The sequence below is a fragment of the Halobacillus sp. KGW1 genome (genome assembly GCF_001592845.1).
In the GTDB taxonomy this organism is placed as follows: domain Bacteria; phylum Bacillota; class Bacilli; order Bacillales; family Halobacillaceae; genus Halobacillus.
In genome coordinates this window covers 437,801-456,885 of sequence record NZ_LSOC01000002.1, presented here as the reverse complement: position 1 = coordinate 456,885, position 19,085 = coordinate 437,801, and the positions used below count along the sequence as shown (strand labels likewise).

Sequence of the window (19,085 nt, the reverse complement as noted above, 5' to 3'; positions counted from 1 at the left end):
ACCTGAATCAGACGGTCTTTTTTCCTACATTACCCCTTCCCGGCACGGAAAGATGGATAGAGCTTCATTCCCCCGTCAACAAACAGCGTCGTTCCTGTAACGTAGCCTGCCTGCTCGGAAGCGAGGAACGCAGCGATGGAAGCGACCTGCTCCGGCTCACCGATCTCCTTCATCGGAATCATGGAAAGGACCTCCTGCTTTGCTTCCTCATCGGCGAACTTCTCTGCATTGATCGGTGTATTAATGGCACCGGGACCGATATTGTTGACGCGGATTCCTTTCGCTGCATACTCAAGGGCGAGCGTCTGCGTAAGCATCTTGATGCCGCCTTTACTGGATGCATAATGAACGAAATGCGGCCATGGAATCACTTCATGGACGCTCGACATATTGATGACACAGCCCTTGATGCCGTGATCGAGCATATAAGCGATCGCCTTTGTGGAACCAAGGAAGGTGCCGGACAAATTGACCGATATCACCTTTTCGTAATCGGAAAGCGACATCGTATGGGACTCGATTTCCTTCTGAATACCGGCATTGTTCATCATGACATCCAGCGTCCCGAAACGGTCATGGGCGGCCTCAATCAACCCAGCGACATCCGCTTCCTTGGAAACGTCCCCTTGGACAGCGGCTGCGTCTCCGCCTGCATGTTTGATCGCGGTGACGACCTCCTCCGCTTCGTCCGGATTATTCAAGTAATTGACGATGACGTTCATTTTCTCTTGTCCGAACCGGACAGCAATCGCTTTGCCGAGTCCGGATGACGCACCCGTGACAACGGCTACTTTTCCCTGCAAATCTTCATACATGGATGACACCCTCCTATTTTTTCGTGAAGCCGAGCATGACTCCACCGATAATGATCAGCACACAGCCGACGATGACGAAGACGATCTGGCGCTTCGTTTTCTTCTCTCCGAGGAGGAAGATACCGCCGAGGGTTGAAATGATGATCCCTGTCTGGGACAAGGAAAAGCTCGTCGCCGTCCCGACGCGCGGAATCGAGAGCAGCAGGGCCAGGTTTCCTGTCGCCCACATCAGGCCTGGAATGAAGTTCCTTATCGTATATTTGCTGTACGGTTTTTCTTTGATACTTAAAAGCACCGCGCCGATCACCATACCGACCGCCTGTGGAAGCAGGGCGGTCCATCCGTCGATGGAGAACCAACGGATGATGACGACGTAGCCGACATAGCCGACGGTCGAAATAAGCAGGATCGGGACTCCTTTGGCAAGCGGGCTCTTTCCACCATCATCGTTCTCTTCTTTCTGCTGGTAGGAAGTGAAAACGACACCGATAATGATCAGAACGAGTGCCGATATTCCGATAATCAACTTCATCGTCGTCGACCATTCCCCGAAGACGAGGACGCCGAACAGCGAGGTACCGACAAGTTGGAGACCTGTCGAAATCGGAAGCGTTTTTGACACGCCGAGATGGGTAACGGCTTTGAACTGATTCATCTGGCCAAGCGACCAAAGAAGACCGGATATAAAGCTGATAATGATGGCTGTTCCCGTATAGTCCGGAGAAATGAAGAAGAGCGCTCCGATCGCGAATACCAGCGCTCCGAACGTCGTTCCGACCACCTGTTCTTCAGGGCCTCCCCCAAGCTTGCTTGCAACAAGCAGAATACTACCCCACATCAACGCAGGGATCAGAGCTATGATAATGTCCATGTCTTCACCGCCTTTTCCCTGTTATTCTCACACCCCGCTGCTTTTTTTATGCAGTTAGAAAAGGAAGAGCGGGAGATGGCGTGTCTGTTTTCAACAGACAGGAGACAGGTTCGATTCGAAAGCTTTCATTACAATACCATGGGCGGACGGTGCGCTTATTCCGTCCGATTCGGTCTTCATCTATTCCCGCGTATAATGGGAAGCTCCCCGTCCCTTTCTATCCCGGGTTCTTCCGATAACAGCACTACCACGCTCTCCATGAATACGACCGCTTTCTCCTCTTCCGAAAATACGTGACGGATCCAATCGCCTTCTTCCTTTAGAAGCAGCAAAATCTCCCGCGCCGCTTTCCGGTGAAGGGATGGTGTCATCCATTCATAAATGGCTTCGATGCGGAAACGCTTATCCTCCGGCAGATGCGTCGGTAATGCCTTCAATCCTAGCACGGAACGATCCGGTTCATATTTATAAAGCAGCACGTTCGCAAGGTTTCTCATGACGTGCCGGAGCATTTCCACCGCCCATACGGCACTGCCTCGCGCGGCTGCTTTCCAATATTGGAATAAGAACCAGGACACATCCAGCATATGTTCCGTTAAAGCGGTTTTGGTAAGCGTCAACTTCCCTTCCGTTCGAAATGGATCCATGATACCATCCGGGTCGTATAAGACCGTGAAGTAATCCTTATTCTGAAACGTCGCTTCTGTGACGGTAAACAGGTCGATATGTAAATGATCCTCATAGACACCTATGATCTGCGGGGCGATGATGAAGATGCCGTCTGTGAAAATCAGTTCTTTATACGCCTTCAAATGGTCGATCCGCCTTTTCAAAAACGCTTGTTCCTCCTTTTCTTCGACCATGCAGTACAAATCAATATCCGAGTAGGCATCGTGATCGTTCCGCCCCATCGATCCTTTCAGAAAAATGCTCCGGACAGCCGGATCTTTTTTCAGACTTGCTGTGATATCCTGCACTGCTTCTTCCTGCCGCATCCGCGTTTCCCCCTTATAAAGATAAATATTACGCCATTGTAGCTTTTTTCCAATAAATAAGCAATAAAAAAAGCACCTTCTCAGTGGAGAAAAGGTGCAAGGACAATCAGGAAAATGGAAGTACTCACGAGTAACAAGATAATCGGCCGCTTCAAATTCATCCGTCCCTTCCCCTGATAATAACCGGTGAACTGGAGTTTGTTCCGGTACAAGACGAAGTACAGGATCAGCATCGACAAGGATAAGGCTGTGCCTCCCCGCGTCTCTGCCACGTCGATCCCGAAGCTTCGGAAGACTTTGTTCACCGCGGTAAACCCTATTCCGGCGATAAGGAAAAGCAGAATCAACAGCCGGATCATTTCCAGAAATACCGAAGTCGTTTTCATACGCTCCCCCCTCCTCTTCCAATTATTACAAACAGCCATCCAGGAAGCAATAAAACCGACAGCTCTCTTCAGCTGTCGTTCTTCTTTGAGCGAGGACAACCTTCCATCATGAACGGATTTACCTCCTTTCAAGATCTTCATTCTGCTGAAAATGGGATTTTTATCGACCCATAAACGCCGATTCGTAAATCAGATCGGATGCAGCCGGACAAGATATTCCGCTCCCCCCGTATAATAAAATCTCCAAATGAAAAAGGCTGCTTAAGCAGCCCCTTGCCTCAAAGATCTTGTTTACAGAAATACCAGTCCACGCAATCATAATCCGGATCGTTCAAGCGTTCTTTCGCCGCCTTTGTCGTCTTCGGTGGAGAAGCGATGACTTGATCTCCCTGCTGCCAGTCCGCCGGTGTCGACACGCCGTGTTCATCCGTGACCTTCAGCGCTTCGACGAGCCGGACGATTTCCTGCATATTCCTCCCCGTTGTCAGCGGATAATAGATGACAGAGCGGACGATCTGCTGATCATCGATGACAAAAACCGCCCGGGAGGTTTCGGTTCCATCACTTTCCGGCATGATCATTCCGAATTTCTGTGCCACCGACTGATCAAGATCCGCAATGACGGGAAATTCGATCGTCGTGTCGAAGTTCTTTTCTATATTCTGAATCCATGCGATGTGGGAGGAAACACTGTCGACGCTCAGCCCGAGAAGCTCTACTCCCTTGTCCCTTAGAGAACCATAAATCGATTGGAACGCGACGAATTCTGTCGTGCACACCGGGGTAAAGTCAGATGGATGGGAAAACAGGATCAACCATTTTCCGGCGAAGTCGCCTAAGGACAGCTCCCCGTGTGTCGTCTGCGCCTTGAAGTCTGGTGCTTTCTCGCCGATCCTCGGCAGGTGATACGTTTCTTCCTGCTCCATTTGTTCTCGTTCCATTTCTATTCCTCCTCCAATAAGATAGATAGTTCCGTCCGTTTGATAACGGATACATTTTGTAAATAACCGATTCACTTTATACCTAAACGGGTATATAGTATGAGTATACCTATAAATTACCAATTCGTTAGGAGGACTATGTATGTATTTGAAGTATTTCTATGATCGCCATCTGGCCCAGGCTTCTTATATGGTCGGCTGCCAGGCTTCCGGGGAAGCTGCCATCATTGATCCATCCAGAAACATTAACGTATATTTGGAGACGGCACGCCGGGAGGGCTACACCCTGACGAAGGCGTTTGAAACCCATATCCATGCCGACTTCGTTTCCGGAGTGACGGAACTTGCACGAAGGACAGGAGCGACCATCTATCACTCCACGGAAGGAGCCGATAACGGCGGCTACGAGCTTCCTTCCTCGTTACCAACGCACGGATTAAAAGATGGGGAAACCATCACTCTCGGGAATGTACAGATAAAAGCAATCCATACACCGGGTCATACGCCGGAGCACATGTCTTTTGAATTGACCGACGGTGCCGCAGCGGACAAGCCGATCGGTGTATTCACAGGCGACTTCGTATTCGTGGGTGATGTCGGCAGACCGGACTTACTTGAGAAGTCGGCCGGTGTCAAGAACTCGACGGAAAATGGAGCGAGGCAGATGTTCCGGTCCCTCGAAGCTTTCAAGAACTATGAAGACTATATTCAAATATGGCCGGGCCACGGAGCAGGAAGCGCCTGCGGGAAGTCGCTCGGAGCTGTGCCGACAAGCACCGTCGGATATGAGAAGTTATACAATCCTGCCTTCCAATTCGAAGAGGAAGAAGCATTCCTCTCCTTCCTCCTTGAGGGGCAGACGGAACCGCCCGCCTACTTTACGAAAATGAAACAAGTCAACCCGACCGGCATGACACCTCTGTCCGACGTGAACCCCGGCGTAGAAATGGAAAGAAAAGCGGAAGACATGGCAAGGCTCGCTGCGTCCAGGAATGCGATGGTCATCGACACACGGAACGCCTTCGATTATGCCAGCCGACACCTTCCCGGCACGATCAACCTGCCGTTCCCGGACGTTTTCGCCGAATGGATGGGAAGACTTGCCGATTATGAGAAAGACATCTACATCATCGCCGACCCTCCTCAATTCCAGGAAATCCGGAGCGTTCTTTCAAGTATGGGGATGGACCGCCTGAAAGGGCTGTTTTCCCTGTCTGCCCTTTCTAAAACCGAAGCACCCCGCTCCTATACGAACGAATTACCGAAGGAAGTGGCAAAAAGAGATATCCCGGTTCTGGACGTCCGCTACGACCATGAATGGAACGAAAGCCATATTCCAGGCGCCGAGCACGTTCCTCTTCCGCAGCTGCCGGAAACAGAACTGCACCTTCCCGGAAATAAAGTGGCCGTCCACTGCGCCTCGGGAAAACGATCCGCTGTTGCAGCAAGCATCCTCTTGAACAAAGGGTATGAAGTCATCAACGTTACAGGCGGCTTCCACCAATGGAAGAAGGAGAACCTGCCAGTCACTTGATCAAAAGGAAACGCCTGTCAAGGATGACCTGACAGGCGTTTCAGGGTGTCGAGAAACCCTTCGCTATGGACGGAAAGCATAAACATTCCGATCAACCATTAAAAACTATAGACGATTGGAAGAAAACAAAAGAAAGACATTTGGACAAAGGGTGGAGGGGAATCGAGCAGACTCCTGTGGGAATAGTGGCACAGGTGAGACCCCGGAAGAGCAGAGCGATGAGAAGGCTCACCGGCCACCCCACGGAAAGCGCTCGATTCCACGGAGCCCGCTCACTCCTTATGAAAAGTGTTTCTTCATCAAGTTGAACGCCTGTCAGGAATGACCTGACAGGCGTTTTGCTGTGAATCCACTATACATTTGGATGATCCGCAAACCTCGGTTTACTGAAGAAGGCTGCGCTCAAAAGGAAAAACAAGGAAACAATCAATCCCCACCCTGCCTGATCCACCGTCATCGACAACGGGATGGATAAAGCGGAAAGCATAAAACAAAGCTTCATCAACATCGGCTCACCTCCGGACACAAATGATGCGGTTGCTTAAAGTGTACCAGATTGGAAATGTTCTCCACAAGCAAACGCAAGGATAAAAACGATAGGCGCATGTGAAAAGGACACATCCGGTTGGATGTGTCCTTCCTCCTCTTATGATTCGACGGGTGTGGAAAGAGACAATTCCTCGCCGTTTGTTTCGATCACCTTCTGGTACCAGTAGAAGGACTTCTTCCGGCGCCTCTCCAGCGTCCCGCTTCCATCATCGTGTTTGTCGACATAAATATAGCCGTAACGCTTCGACATTTCCCCTGTCGATGCACTGACAAGATCGATACAGCCCCAGCTCGTGTAGCCCATCAAGTCGACACCGTCTTCATTGACCGCCGCACGCATCGCTTCCACATGCTTCTTCAAGTAATCGATCCGGTAATCATCCTGAATCGATCCGTCCGCTTCGATTTCATCGTAGGCTCCAAGCCCGTTTTCTACGATGAACAACGGCACCTCATACCGTTCATACAATTTATTCAACGAGACACGCAGACCGATCGGGTCGATCTCCCATCCCCAGTCGCTCGCTTCGAGGAACGGATTCTTCACCCCGGAAAGTATGTTGCCGTGGACGTTATCCTCCGCAGACTTATGCTTCTTCTCCGTCCGCGACATATAGTAACTGAAGCCGATGTAATCGACCGTATGTTCCTTCAGCAGTTCGAGGTCCCCTTCTTTGATATCGAGTTCAATGCCGTTCTGCTCGAAATAGCGTTTAACGAACGGCGAGTATTCCCCGCGCACCTGGACGTCGGCACAGTAATAGTTGAACAAACGCTCCTCCTGCAGGGCATGCAGCTGGTTTTCCGGATTGCTGTCAAACGCATACACCGGTGCAAAAATAATCATGCAGCCGATCTGCGCCTCCGGCATGATTTCACGACACGCCTTGACTGCAAGGCTTGAGGCGACAAACTGATGGTGGAAAGCCTGGAAGGTCGGCGTGAACTTGTCTTCTTCCTTTTCAATGGAAAATCCGAGACCCATGATCGGCATCATCAATCCGCTGTTGATTTCATTGAACGTCATCCAGTACTTCACCTTACCTTTGTACCGATTGAAGATCGCATGGACATAACGCTCGAAGAAGGTGACGACCTCCCGGCTCCGCCAGCCGCCGTACTCCTTGACGAGGTTGACCGGCATTTCGTAGTGTGAAATGGTGACGACCGGCTCGATGCCGTGCTTATGGAGCTCATCAAACACGCGGTCATAGAACGCGAGTCCCGCTTCATTCGGATCCTTCTCGTCCCCCTTCGGAAAAATTCTCGTCCAGGCGATGGACATCCGGAAGACCTTGAATCCCATTTCGGCAAAAAGAGCGATATCTTCTTTATACCGGTGGTAGAAATCGATGCCTTCATGGTTCGGATACGTGTACGTTTCTTTATCGATTTCAAAGTTGAACCCAGGCTCGGCTAAGATGGAAAGCCGCTTTTTTCCTCCGGGAAGAACATCAGCGATATTCAGACCTTTCTCTCCTTCTCCGAAGCCGCCCTCCATCTGATTGGCCGCTGTCGCTCCACCCCATAAGAAACCTTCCGGAAATGCTTGTGATTGTTTTGTCATTGTCTTTACCCCTTTATTATTTTTTACCGGCTTCCGCCGCATTTACATTTGGTTTGTTGAGAAAAAAGGGACACCGCCCTCCTCTCTCCCGTCTCCTTTACGCCTGCATCAACGTATCCCCGGCCTGCAGCTGTGTCTGCTTCGTTGTCACAAGCTGATAGGGAAGCTGGTTCGTCACGACTACAGGCGTCGTGACAGCGAATCCTTCGGCCTTGATCGCCTCGATATCGAACTCGATCAGCACCTGTCCCTTTTCGACCCGGTCGCCCTGAGCGACACGGCTCGTGAAGTGCCGCCCGTTCAGCTTGACCGTATCCATCCCAATGTGAATGAGGATTTCCGCCCCGTCATCGGTTGTCAAACCGACCGCATGGTTCGTCGGGAACAGCGCCGATACGTTCCCGGAGAAGGGAGCGAACAGCTTTCCTTCCGTCGGCTCGATGGCGACACCGTTTCCAAGCGCTCCGGATGCAAAGGCTGCGTCTTTGATCGTCTCAAGAGGAAGGACGTCCCCGTGCAGCGGACTGGCAATAACTAAGTTCTCCACCTTCACTTCTGTCGTTTTCGCTTCCACTGCTCCCCGCTTCTCCGGGCCGTCCGCTTTCACTTGTTTATTGACACCACCGAACAGGTAAGTGAGCACGAATCCCAGCACGAATGCGGCAGCAACGGCGATGATGGATCCCCAAAATGCTAGATCCAAACCACCGGAAGGACTGATGAAGGACGGGATACCGAAGATACCAAGTCCGCCGATAATAAAGGTTTGAGACCCGAATACCCCAAGGAGCGCCCCGCCGAAGCCGGCTGCGATACAGCTGATGATGAACGGCCGTTTAAGCGGCAGAGTAATTCCATAGATTGCGGGCTCGGTGACACCGAAAATACCGGAGAGAAACGCTGGAAGACTGAGCGTCTTCATCTTCTGGTTTCTCGTCTTCAACCAGACGCCTAGAACCGCACCGATCTGTGCGAAGGAAGCTGCGAACATCATGGCAAGCACCGGATCTGATCCGTTCACTGTCAGGTTGTTGATGGCGACAGGGACCAATCCCCAATGCAGGCCGAACATGACGAATACCTGCCATAATCCACCGATAAAGATTCCGGCGATAATCGGACTCAAGCTGTAAATACCGACGGAGGCGGCTCCTACAAGCTGCCCTGCCCACGTAGCGATCGGTCCGATGATCATGAACGTAAGCGGTACGACGATCAACAGCGTACAGAACGGAACTAAGAACATTTTCACGACATCCGGAATCACCTTTTTCAACCCTTTTTCCACACGTGAGCTGAAATAGGCAGCAAGAATGATCGGAATGACGGAAGAAGAATAGGTCATTAGGATGACTGGAATACCTAGAAAAGTGATATGAACCGGTGATTCAATCAACGTTCCGGCAAACAGCGTGTAGAGCGGGTCGCCTGCTGTCAGACCGGAAAGGGTCGGATAGACGAGAGAAGCACCGATGGCCATGCCGATAAACGGGGTGCCTCCGAATTTTTTACTGGCTGTATAGCCGAGGAAAATCGGCAGGAAGTAGAACAAACAGTCCCCGATGGCATTCAGGATCTGATAGGTCCCCCCGGCTTCATCGAGCCAGCCGAACGTGACGAATAGTGCATTGAAACCTTTGATCATACCGGTTGCAGCAAGCACACCGAGCACCGGGGTGAAAATACTTGCGATGACGTCGATGAATCGGTTGAACAAGCTCTCCTTCTCCCGCGGTCCTTCTTGTTCGACGGCCGCCTGATCCGCGAAACCGCCTACTTCGACGACGGCCTTGTACACATCAGGAACCTGGTTGCCGATGACGACTTGATACTGACCACCGCTCTTCATGACGGTTACGACATCATCCATATCTTTCAGAACTTCTGTATTGGCTTTGCTTTCATCCTTCAACTTAAAGCGTAGACGGGTAATACAATGAACGACACTCAACACGTTTTCTCTACCGCCGACGTTAGCAATAATGTCTCTTGCCAGCTGTTCGTATTTCATCATCGATCCCTGCTTTCCGAGGTATTTTTTGCAAATAAAAAACCTGAACCGATTCGGAAAGCGCGCGCTTTTCCGAAGCAGATCAGGTTATGCCCAAATTTGGTAACATTCCTTCGAAGGTTATTAAGTTAAATAAAAGATAGCATGAGTGCGAGTTTATGTCAACGCTTACATTCAGAAAATTAAATCTTTTTTTAAGAAATCTGCTGCCTTTGACTGACCCTGTGGATATGGACGGTCAAATACACCTGCTCATCCTTCGAGATCAGCCACTCATAATTGCGCTCCAAATACAGCGCAACTTTTCGGGTAGCTTCAAAGGCGTCCTCATATTTCTGTCTGATTTGATCGAAAAGGAAGTCATCGACCGAATCCTCCAGCTTCTCTTTTCGGACGAACCTGACCGCAAAGAAACGCAGATGGGTCAGGAACCGTTCATAATTGACAGAGTCTTCGTCGAGTTCCATTTTGAAATGATACTTCACGATGTTCAAAATATTGTTGACCATTTCCGTCACCTGCACGGCAGAAGCCATGTTGTCACTGGAAAGCTGACTGTTTACGAGGTGGAGGGCAATCGACGCTGCTTCATCCTCCCCAAGCGTGATGCCGGTCTCCTCTTTGATGATGTCAAGCGCTCTCAATGCGACCTGGAACTCCTGCTTGTAGTACTTCCTGATCTCCCATAACAGCTGATTCTTCAATTCGATCCCCTGCTCATGCCGGCTGATTGCGAAACTCAAGTGATCCGTCAAGGCTACATACAAGTACTCGTCCAGCTTATACGGAAGCAGCGACTGCGCATAGTCCATGATTTTCGAGGAAATATCCAAATAAACCGCCGGCGTATCCCGCAAGAGCTGTCCCAGCTTGTCCGCTGTTCCCTGTTTCTCCAGCACGAACGTCTTTTCAATTTTCGATGTATCCACCTCTTCGCCGACCTTCTTCTTGAATGCGAGTCCCCGTCCCATCACGACAATTTCCTGGTCCGCCTCATTGTTTGACACGACGACATTGTTGTTCAGTATCTTCCTGATCTCCATATCCCGCCTCCTCCTTAAGCGACGCTTAAAAACAACAAAAACCTAAATTGAGCGCAAGAAGACCCATTCGTCCTCTGTACCAATTTAGGTTTTGCCTGCCGAACAGTAACAATCCAACTAGGTATAAAGTTGTAAACGTTTTCTTTTATTTTATATAGAGGGATTGAGATTGTCAATGGCATACTTTTACACAGCAGAAGATCCGCCTCTATCCCTGCTCACAAGAAAGCTTCCAATGAAACGCAAGCAGGCTGACATCCTTCTCAACGACCGTCCCACCGCTTTTGAGACAGGAAGCTTCTGCCTCTTTAAACCCATAGTAGCTAGAGGCGACGGCAATCGCTGCACTGATCATCAAAATAAACCCAACGGCTTTCCATTTCCTTTTCTTCATCGCTGTACCACCTGTCCTTTAATCGAAGACCAGACTGTTCCGCTTCAGAAATCTGCCGTCAAACGTGATCGGAACGCCTTCTCCATCTCTCTCCGCGTGGATGTGCAGATGAGGTTCCGTCGTATTCCCCGTATTACCGACGCTGCCGAGCCTGTCACCGGTTTCGACCATTTGACCTTCTTCCACTTCCACACTCGCCGGCTTCATATGAGCAAGATGGACCTCCGTCCCGTCACAGGATAAAATGACGTGGTTCCCGGCTGGAGATGCCTCTTCATCCGGATCTTCCTGCGGGGATAGATCGTCATAACGATCGACGGCCGTTGTCACTTCGCCGCTGCACGGGCTGTACAAAGGGGTTCCGTAAATGCGGTATTTCTTCAAATTCTCCGGAGACAGTCCGGACGCCCGCATCCCCCACCAGTGGAGCTGGGTGATGTCATTCGCGTAGGCTTGAGGAGCAACGTCATGGTGGTAGTTGATTGCCGTACTCGCCCCGCCATGACCGACCGTAAACACCCCGTCCTCCATCGGAAAAGCGAGATCCACCGCCTTTTCTTGTTCCGGCATCCTGTACCCGGTCAAAGCGCCGGCGGTAATGACACCAAAGTAGAGAAAGAGAGCGATACTGATCCCCATGGAAAAGCGGTACGGCTTATTTTTCTTCGGTCCTTTCACCGGAAGCCCCGGGTACCTGCGCCAGACGAAGAAGGAAACGACTAGGAACAATACCGGCCAGAGCGAGCGCAGATAATGATTATAAATGGCCCACGGACCAAGGAAGAATATGTAGCTCATAAACATCAGGCAGGCAAGCCATTCCAGGACGAGCAGCTTCCTGCCTGCATAATCCGTCTTCCATAGATTGAACAATAGTGCCAGTGGAAGAAGGAGATAAATCGGTGCCAACATCCAAACCATCAAACAAAGATCCCTCCTCTTCTTTCCTTACGGAGACTGGATTCACACATGCAGCCGGCAGCGGAAGCCGCGGGCGGCATAATAGGATTCCGCTCCGTTGTGATAGAGAAACACCGTCCCATAGCGATAGTCGCAGAACAGCGCTCCGCCGAGAGAACGGATGTCCGCCGGCGTCTGTACCCAGCTTGAGGTTTTCTTATCGAATTCCCCGAGCTTCTGCAGCGAGCGGTATTCCTCTTCCGTCAGCAGCTCGACGCCCATTTCTTCCGCCATATCCACGGCACTCGTCTCCGGCTTATATTTCTTCCTCGATTCGAGCGCCGCCCTGTCGTAACAGACGCTTCGTCTGCCCTTAGGGCTCTCCGGCGAACAGTCACAGAAAAGATACCGATCTGTCTCTTCTTCATAACCGACGACATCCGGCTCCCCTCCGGTGCGCTCCATTTCACGAAGCGACCACAGCTTCGATTCATCCGCTTCGAGCTTTTTCTCGATATGTTCCCACCCAAGGCCCGGGTGACGCTCGGCATTTGTATCAAAGCGATCCTTCCATTTCGCATAAAGCTCCGCCTTCTCATCCTGTGATACGTGTCTGGACATAGTGATCCTCCTTCTTTATATGTACTCCAAGCTTAATCCTGCATAAATAAGCAGAGCTGCAGCCGCAAAGCCGGCAAAGAACAAACCTTTTTGCAGCTTCGACCAGTTCTTCATCCAACCCCATCTCCTCTGGTCGACGTCCAACCAAAAGAAATCGACGACCACCGCCAACAGGATGACGAGTACAGCAGTTATGGCACCCATAGCCGTTCCTCCCTATTCCGATATTTATATAAGAACAACCACCTTAATAAGAATCAGCCGACATATTCGTCTTTCAGGACCGCCATCAGGATTTCATCCGAATAGCGGCCGTTCCAAAACAGCGACTGCCTGCACACCCCTTCCTTTTGAAACCCCGCTTTCTCGTAGGCTTTAATACCTCGGATATTATGCGAATACACCTCAAGCTCCAGCCGGTTCAGCTCCAATGCTTCGAACGTATACCAAACGGCCAGCTTCACCGCTTCTGTCCCATACCCCTTATTTATATAGGCTCCGGCGTGAAGCGAAATTCGAAAACCGGCCTTACGATTATTCTGATCGATATCCACAATCGCCAGGTCTCCAATCACCCTGTCACCTTCACGAAGACAGATCGCGAAATCACGTCTCGCAGAGTCCTCCCGAAACTTCCGGTACCTGTCGATGATTTCTTTCTTCGTGAATGTCCGCCGTGTCCCTGTCATGTAGCGGGTCTCTTCATCCTGGACAGAATGACAGATTCCATCAATGTCCTGATCTTCGATGGGACGCAGATACAGACGACTGCCTTCCATCATCACGTTCCTCCTTTATAGTAACTAATATGGAGTAGATAACTAATCAACAATAGTAAAAAAATTCAAACATTTGATATTATAACTCTACCGAACAGAGGAGCATCTGTCATCCTGGCCACAAACGATTCTAATGATTATTCTAAATAATCTACAGCCTCCTGCAGGTTTTCGGCCAGTTCATCCGGGAGCCTATGCCCCATCCCTTCGATGACCATCAACCTGCAGTCAGCTCCCTTGGACTGAAGAAGTTCGACCACTTTCTTCGTCTCCTCATAAAAAGGATCTTCATCCCCCGTAATGACGCACCCTTTCACGTCCGATACATCCTGATCCCCGAAAAGTGCTGCAAGCTTGTCCACATCTGTAAACGACGGAACAAAAGCGAGGAAGCTTTCGACTTCAGGCAGCTTGTTTTGGAGAAGCAGTTCGATGACGGTCTTTCCTCCCTGGGAGGCGCCCGCCGCGAGAATCCGCTTTTTCTCTGTTGGAAAGCTTTGATAGAAACGCTGATACATAGACGTAACATCGGCCGCAGCCGTATCTGGATCGTCCCAGTGGTAGATATCTTTGCTGAATACCTGCGAGGACTGAACGAAGCCGAAGAAATAACGCGCGAGAATCACCGGGTCGCTCCATTGAGCTGCAAAGTCAGCCGCGTTGGAGCCTTTCCAATGCAGGGCAACTATAGCAACATCCGCTTCCGGATTACCTGTCGTTTCAAGCTCCGCGCTGGCTGCGCGATCAGCTTCTTCAAACCGCTCGGCGCACTGACTCAGGATACGCTGAAACTCCTCGGATCCCTGCAATGGGGCAAGTTCCTCATCCTGTTCCAGCAAGGACGGATTCCACCATACTCCTTGATCAAGCACCTGCTGAAGCTCTGTGACAGCCCTGTCCTTCTCTCCCAAAAGCATGTAGATGCCCGCTTTCCAATGACCAATCCTGTCCAGGCGTTCTGGATATTGCGCTTTTCCTTCCTCCAGAAGTTCTAGCGCTGCATCGCATTGCTTATTCTCAACGAGTGCGACGGCCTCCTGCTGAAGCCCCGTAAAAGATTGCTGTCGATTCGTCTTCATCTGAACTGTCTCCCTTCGATTTTTCAAGCTATAGAAAGGCCGCAACTACGATGCCTATGACAACTAAGCAGATAAAACACGGACAAACGTCCCTCTCCTCGCCCTCTTTTCCGCATCCTCATTCCTTTGCCTCACGTTGGAGGAAAGCTCCGAAACCGGGGTGAGCTTTGCTCCCTTCCACACAGAAGGATCGATCAGCCTGATCTTGTTCACCCGGTGGATATGATAGTCCACTTCATCGATCACTACCTCCACATCGGAATGGAGAGTAGCCAGCATCTGAAGAATTTTGCTGTCTCCTGCTTTTTTGATCTTTCTTATTACTGCCTCATCGCCTCATCCTCCAGAAGAAAATCGTCTGTCGTTAAAATCCCTTCACCCATAGCGAGCTTCAACACTTCCGCAAGCCGGTCGTAGCTGTAGATGTTCAACGGATCAAGGAAAAAGTCGATGACTTCCTTATAGTACGTCTCGACAAACCACTCACCGGCATCCACGGAGGAGACATACATACTTCCGTCCACTACTACAAGCTCTTCAAGAAACCTCTCTACCTCTTCTTTCGTGATCTTACCGTAGCGGTACATATCACGGAGCGTGTAATCGACGCGGTCAGCGCACAGTTCAGGCGAAGGCCGCTCCAGCAGCGTCCACCTGCTGTCGTCCAGAAGATCTTCGCAGCAATATCCGTACGTTTCCAAAATGTCAGGAATTTCGGAATGCCGGACGACTGAATCGAAAATTTGTTCATGGTAGTCCTCTGCTCTATTATCAAACACGGTATCGACCACATGGGAAAAAGCCGTGTGCGATACGTCATGCAGGAGTCCTGCGATCTGTTCTTCCACCGATCCTCCAAGCTTCCGGATCAGAAGCATGACTCCAATCGAATGTTCGAACCGGCTGACGTCCCACGTTTCTTCCACCAGATAGGCGGCTCCTGCCTGATGGACCCCTTTCAAACGCTGCACCGGCGCACTGTTGATCAGTCGCTCCAACACTCCGTCCACTTCCGATTCTCCGTAAATGCAATCCCTTATGTACACATGGCCCGACCTCCTTTTTTATCACGTCTCGTCACCGATTATGTCCATATTCATCGCTAAGCACTGATTCTCCCTTAAAAAAGAACATGACCAGGCAGCCCAAGGATCAGCATCAGTGCAAAGCTCCCAACAGAACGTAACCGATGATCCGGATCGGCAAAGGAATCGTCCTGTCACCAGGTGCAGGCGATCCTTCTATCTTCTGCTGGTGCTCCACGGCATCATTGAACGGTTCCTTCTGCATTGCTTCCACCTCCCCATCTCTACTGCCAATTATTTCAAAACTAACACCTCGGATCAAGCCTATTTTCTTATGAAAAGGTTCTGCGGGGGTTTATTCAACAAAGACCCCGTTTTATTTCTTACCTATTCGTTCTAAAAGTATAGGTGATATATTCAGTAAGATAGAAACAATTGTCAAAAACCAAAATACCGTTGTCATACCAGGTACTACATCCGATATAGCCGCCCAATCTTCTGCTTCTATCCACCGATTTAGATAACTGTAATCTGCACAAATTGTTAATGCTGTAAATGATAATGCCATCGCCATAGCAAGCTTATAATCCTTTCCTGCTGCATACAAAAAAAGGTTTACAACAGTAACTACTATGGCAATAACCCCAAATATTACCCACATTTCTACACCCCTATATATTGTTATTTGAACGCTAACGCATTTTACTTATTAAAGTTTACTGCTCCATCAGTTAAATAGGTTTAACAACTGATATGGAAAATCATTTCTTGTGACTGCTTCATAGTCTTATACAACTGATGTTGCAAATAGTTAGGAAATCGTTTAGATGAGATTTAAAAAATCAATCCTTTTCTATGACATAAAGGCGTACAAGATTATCCCCTTCATAGTATTCTCTTACATAATTCAAAAGAGAACTCTCCAGTATACGAACAGAGTAGATATTTTCTTTTTCGACTTCTGCCTTCACTTTCTTTACCTTCAAATCGTCGAAGCAATATGTCAAAAGACCTTCCAGAATTTCACGTCCGTACCCATTCCCCCAACTTTCTTCCAACAACCTGTACCCCACCTCATTAAACTCTTCATCAAGCGATGTAATAGCGCAGGTACCTATTAAAGTACAAGTTACATCTGATACTTCAGACAACCCCATAACAATTTTGTTCGGTTCACTCAGCGTATACTCACTGATAATGTTTTTTAATTCAGCAGCATTTTCTTCTTTTGTTTTTGTTCTTCCCAATGTATATTTCATAACTTTCATATTGCTTTGCATCGTATGAAATTGTTCAAGGTCACTAAGTTTTAGTTGTCTTGCAATTAAGCGATTAGTTCGAAAATATATTTGCAACATTATCACAACCTTTATCATTGTATGTCTTCTAAAATCCTGTCCGTTAGCCAATTTTAGAGGCACACTGCAAGAGTATCACATGTATTTAAGTACTTTTTACATATTCCTCCTATTCACATTCAAACACAATGCTAGCTTTTCTAATTAGGGATAATCTTGAATTTCTTGCCAAACCTACTGACATGGAGGTGATTGGTAAATGAAAAAGAACCAGATAACACCCGGAATTAATGGGGAACAAAAAGAGGTACAGAAATCAACGATGAAGGCAGGCTGTTCAGGAACAGATCCAAAAAAAGTAAGACAGGAAATTCAACAGGATGTAAGCAAAGGTGTAGGGGATATGACATCTCGTGAGGCGGGATCCATGAGAGATTAAAGAACCAAGCTTTTTTGGTTCTTTTATTTTTTAGAAAGTAGCCTTTTTATTTTCCAAAGATCTTTTTTCCCTTTACCAAAGTCCGGTTGCTTACTGAGTGCCCTATACTGAGTAAGGAAGTGACTACCCTTGCTGGATAATTGCACGCGGTTTATAAGACTTAATATCAAGATATATCTTATTATTTTCTCTAACACTCATTAGTTAAATAAACTTCCAAATAGTAAAACACAACCCAGAAATGCTGATAAACTAAGTGTTACTATTATTGAAAATACACTTCTTGCCATACCCTTCCAGTCTCTAACACCAGAAAAACCAAATACACCAGCCAGAAATGTAAATAACGTAATAAATAAAATTAAAGTGAAAGGGTGAATACCCATCATTTTGGAATTACTGAACCAACCTGAGAAAGAAACTGTTAGAAACAAAATCACACAAATAATTGAAAAGAAAAATGACCACAAGTTGATTTTCTCTTGAATCCTTCTCTCCTCCTCCAAAGTACATTATTTCTATATTCAACTAAATCCTTACCTCAAAAAGCAATAACAAGATCTTTTTGTAATCCTGAAAAGTCCCAGTTACAGGAAGACTCGACACTGAGATATGTTACATAAAAACGTCGAATTACGTCTTTAATTACTCTCTTCCAAAAGAACGTTTGTTCTAGTATGATAATTGAAGAGGAGGGAAAAAATTGAATTCAATTGATTTGATTATTTTAAATTTAAACGAAGTTAGAAGAAGAAGTCTCAAAGTGTGGAAGTCAATTCCTGAAGAAGCCTATAACTGGCGTCCAGATATCAACGCCATGTCATGCTTAGAAATGATTCGTCATGTATTAGAGTCAGAACATTATTACCATTTAGCTATAAAGAATCAGGGTAGCGTTCCTGACTTTGAGTCACCGTTTACAAATCGTCCGTTAATATCTCCGGAGGATGAAGTCGACTTTTCACAGTCTCTGAGGGATGAATTTATTAAGACCATCCACACATTCAGTGAAAATGATTTATCAAACATACAGATAGATCGATCCAATGTCGGGTACATCCGAGAACTAGGAGATATGCTATTGAGAATTGCTTATCACGAATCTATACATACTGGTCAACTCTTAGATTACTTAAGGTCTGCTGGTGTTGAAAGAGCTGACATATGGGACTGATTCTTAAAGAGTCTTAGTTTTACTAAGGCTCTTTTTGTACGAGACATCATGTCTCTTACCTTCACTAAAGGCCACTATACTTTAAGACTCCATATCAAAGTATCATTCTAAAAGCTACGTAATTATTCTAAGCTCCTCTATTTTCTTGTAAGGTAACTTAAATTCCATTTTGCACTTTGATCCAAATGTTACTTTTTTCTTTTCACCTGAATAAGGGTTTGAAGATTCTAGAGGCCTCCAGTACCCTTTGGTTTCAGTATAAGAAACTACATGATCATACTCTCCAACAGTTAATACTTTATTATTGCTCAGTTGGTCACGTAAAGGTACAATGAATTCTTCTGGTAATAACACTTCAAACTTCACATAACTGAAATTCATCAAATTTCCTTTCCTCTTTAATAATAAAGCCCCCTATAACAGAAGACTCGATTTCGAGATTTATTTCCTCTATATCCAATAATAATCAATCACAAATGTCAGGTTCTCTGTAAAATAAATTTATGTTCCGTTAGTTTTTACCACGAAAAAGTGATAAGTTATTAAACTAACTAATAAGACAGGTGAAATAAAAAAAACAGATGTTGAAGCAAATAACATACCTATGATAAATGGTAGAAGAAAAGTTATGAGATAACCTAAAAATTTCTTATATTTAAATGCA

At 47.8% G+C, this 19,085-nt stretch carries 22 protein-coding genes and 1 pseudogene; 3 read left to right on the top strand and 20 right to left on the bottom strand.

Annotated elements, in window-relative coordinates:
• Positions 1 to 29: 29 nt before the first annotated feature.
• The 5 genes from AXG56_RS03015 to AXG56_RS02995 form a co-directional block, all read right to left on the bottom strand.
• Positions 30 to 815 (bottom strand): glucose-1-dehydrogenase, encoded by a 786-nt coding sequence (locus AXG56_RS03015; RefSeq protein ID WP_008639432.1) that lies wholly within the window; start codon positions 813 to 815, stop codon positions 30 to 32.
• Positions 816 to 828: 13 nt separating this feature from the next.
• Complete coding sequence (locus AXG56_RS03010; RefSeq protein WP_008639431.1) at positions 829 to 1,686, bottom strand: GRP family sugar transporter; 858 nt, start codon at positions 1,684 to 1,686, stop codon at positions 829 to 831.
• A gap of 176 nt (positions 1,687 to 1,862) precedes the next feature.
• Positions 1,863 to 2,681: an aminoglycoside 6-adenylyltransferase gene (locus AXG56_RS03005; RefSeq protein WP_062513203.1), complete on the bottom strand. Its 819-nt coding sequence runs from the start codon at positions 2,679 to 2,681 to the stop codon at positions 1,863 to 1,865.
• Between the two features lie 80 nt (positions 2,682 to 2,761).
• Positions 2,762 to 3,067, bottom strand: a complete 306-nt coding sequence (locus AXG56_RS03000) for a hypothetical protein (protein WP_062513201.1) — start codon at positions 3,065 to 3,067, stop codon at positions 2,762 to 2,764.
• A gap of 278 nt (positions 3,068 to 3,345) precedes the next feature.
• Positions 3,346 to 4,008 carry a peroxiredoxin gene (locus AXG56_RS02995; protein ID WP_008639427.1) on the bottom strand — a complete coding sequence of 221 codons (663 nt, stop codon included), beginning with the start codon at positions 4,006 to 4,008 and terminating at the stop codon, positions 3,346 to 3,348.
• Between the two features lie 142 nt (positions 4,009 to 4,150).
• Between AXG56_RS02995 and AXG56_RS02990 the strand changes: the two genes are divergently transcribed.
• On the top strand, positions 4,151 to 5,542 hold the full coding sequence (locus AXG56_RS02990) for an MBL fold metallo-hydrolase (RefSeq protein ID WP_062513199.1): 1,392 nt from the start codon (positions 4,151 to 4,153) through the stop codon (positions 5,540 to 5,542).
• Between the two features lie 352 nt (positions 5,543 to 5,894).
• On the opposite strand, the gene AXG56_RS19375 is transcribed toward AXG56_RS02990, so the two are convergent.
• The 14 genes and pseudogenes from AXG56_RS19375 to AXG56_RS02930 form a co-directional block, all read right to left on the bottom strand.
• Positions 5,895 to 6,050: a hypothetical protein gene (locus tag AXG56_RS19375; protein WP_008639424.1), complete on the bottom strand. Its 156-nt coding sequence runs from the start codon at positions 6,048 to 6,050 to the stop codon at positions 5,895 to 5,897.
• Between the two features lie 138 nt (positions 6,051 to 6,188).
• Positions 6,189 to 7,658 (bottom strand): glycoside hydrolase family 1 protein, encoded by a 1,470-nt coding sequence (locus AXG56_RS02985; RefSeq protein ID WP_062513198.1) that lies wholly within the window; start codon positions 7,656 to 7,658, stop codon positions 6,189 to 6,191.
• Positions 7,659 to 7,755: 97 nt separating this feature from the next.
• Positions 7,756 to 9,669: a beta-glucoside-specific PTS transporter subunit IIABC gene (locus AXG56_RS02980; protein WP_062514090.1), complete on the bottom strand. Its 1,914-nt coding sequence runs from the start codon at positions 9,667 to 9,669 to the stop codon at positions 7,756 to 7,758.
• A gap of 194 nt (positions 9,670 to 9,863) precedes the next feature.
• A complete protein-coding gene (gene licT, locus AXG56_RS02975; protein ID WP_062513196.1) occupies positions 9,864 to 10,712 on the bottom strand; it encodes a BglG family transcription antiterminator LicT in 849 nt (282 codons plus the stop codon).
• A gap of 208 nt (positions 10,713 to 10,920) precedes the next feature.
• A complete protein-coding gene (locus tag AXG56_RS02970; protein WP_062513194.1) occupies positions 10,921 to 11,106 on the bottom strand; it encodes a hypothetical protein in 186 nt (61 codons plus the stop codon).
• Positions 11,107 to 11,124: 18 nt separating this feature from the next.
• Positions 11,125 to 12,027 carry a M23 family metallopeptidase gene (locus AXG56_RS02965; protein WP_064503469.1) on the bottom strand — a complete coding sequence of 301 codons (903 nt, stop codon included), beginning with the start codon at positions 12,025 to 12,027 and terminating at the stop codon, positions 11,125 to 11,127.
• Between the two features lie 42 nt (positions 12,028 to 12,069).
• Positions 12,070 to 12,627, bottom strand: a complete 558-nt coding sequence (locus AXG56_RS02960) for a DUF4256 domain-containing protein (protein ID WP_035388489.1) — start codon at positions 12,625 to 12,627, stop codon at positions 12,070 to 12,072.
• 15 nt (positions 12,628 to 12,642) lie between these two features.
• A complete protein-coding gene (locus AXG56_RS02955; protein ID WP_026578581.1) occupies positions 12,643 to 12,831 on the bottom strand; it encodes a hypothetical protein in 189 nt (62 codons plus the stop codon).
• 53 nt (positions 12,832 to 12,884) lie between these two features.
• Positions 12,885 to 13,409, bottom strand: a complete 525-nt coding sequence (locus tag AXG56_RS02950; RefSeq protein ID WP_062513193.1) for a GNAT family N-acetyltransferase — start codon at positions 13,407 to 13,409, stop codon at positions 12,885 to 12,887.
• 134 nt (positions 13,410 to 13,543) lie between these two features.
• Positions 13,544 to 14,485: an alpha/beta hydrolase gene (locus tag AXG56_RS02945; RefSeq protein WP_062513190.1), complete on the bottom strand. Its 942-nt coding sequence runs from the start codon at positions 14,483 to 14,485 to the stop codon at positions 13,544 to 13,546.
• A gap of 63 nt (positions 14,486 to 14,548) precedes the next feature.
• Positions 14,549 to 15,531: pseudogene (locus tag AXG56_RS02940) on the bottom strand (HD domain-containing protein).
• A gap of 112 nt (positions 15,532 to 15,643) precedes the next feature.
• Positions 15,644 to 15,775 carry a hypothetical protein gene (locus AXG56_RS19815; RefSeq protein WP_255358480.1) on the bottom strand — a complete coding sequence of 44 codons (132 nt, stop codon included), beginning with the start codon at positions 15,773 to 15,775 and terminating at the stop codon, positions 15,644 to 15,646.
• 111 nt (positions 15,776 to 15,886) lie between these two features.
• Positions 15,887 to 16,171 carry a hypothetical protein gene (locus AXG56_RS02935; RefSeq protein ID WP_026578577.1) on the bottom strand — a complete coding sequence of 95 codons (285 nt, stop codon included), beginning with the start codon at positions 16,169 to 16,171 and terminating at the stop codon, positions 15,887 to 15,889.
• Between the two features lie 181 nt (positions 16,172 to 16,352).
• On the bottom strand, positions 16,353 to 16,886 hold the full coding sequence (locus AXG56_RS02930; protein WP_062513188.1) for a GNAT family N-acetyltransferase: 534 nt from the start codon (positions 16,884 to 16,886) through the stop codon (positions 16,353 to 16,355).
• A 181-nt stretch (positions 16,887 to 17,067) separates the two neighbouring features.
• Between AXG56_RS02930 and AXG56_RS02925 the strand changes: the two genes are divergently transcribed.
• Together AXG56_RS02925 and AXG56_RS02920 are read left to right on the top strand one after the other, a co-directional pair.
• Positions 17,068 to 17,247 carry a hypothetical protein gene (locus AXG56_RS02925; RefSeq protein ID WP_062513186.1) on the top strand — a complete coding sequence of 60 codons (180 nt, stop codon included), beginning with the start codon at positions 17,068 to 17,070 and terminating at the stop codon, positions 17,245 to 17,247.
• A gap of 703 nt (positions 17,248 to 17,950) precedes the next feature.
• Positions 17,951 to 18,421: a DinB family protein gene (locus tag AXG56_RS02920; protein WP_062513184.1), complete on the top strand. Its 471-nt coding sequence runs from the start codon at positions 17,951 to 17,953 to the stop codon at positions 18,419 to 18,421.
• Positions 18,422 to 18,535: 114 nt separating this feature from the next.
• Here the strand turns inward: AXG56_RS02920 and AXG56_RS02915 are convergent, their stop codons facing one another.
• Positions 18,536 to 18,802, bottom strand: a complete 267-nt coding sequence (locus tag AXG56_RS02915) for a hypothetical protein (RefSeq protein WP_062513182.1) — start codon at positions 18,800 to 18,802, stop codon at positions 18,536 to 18,538.
• Between the last annotated feature and the right edge of the window lie 283 nt (positions 18,803 to 19,085).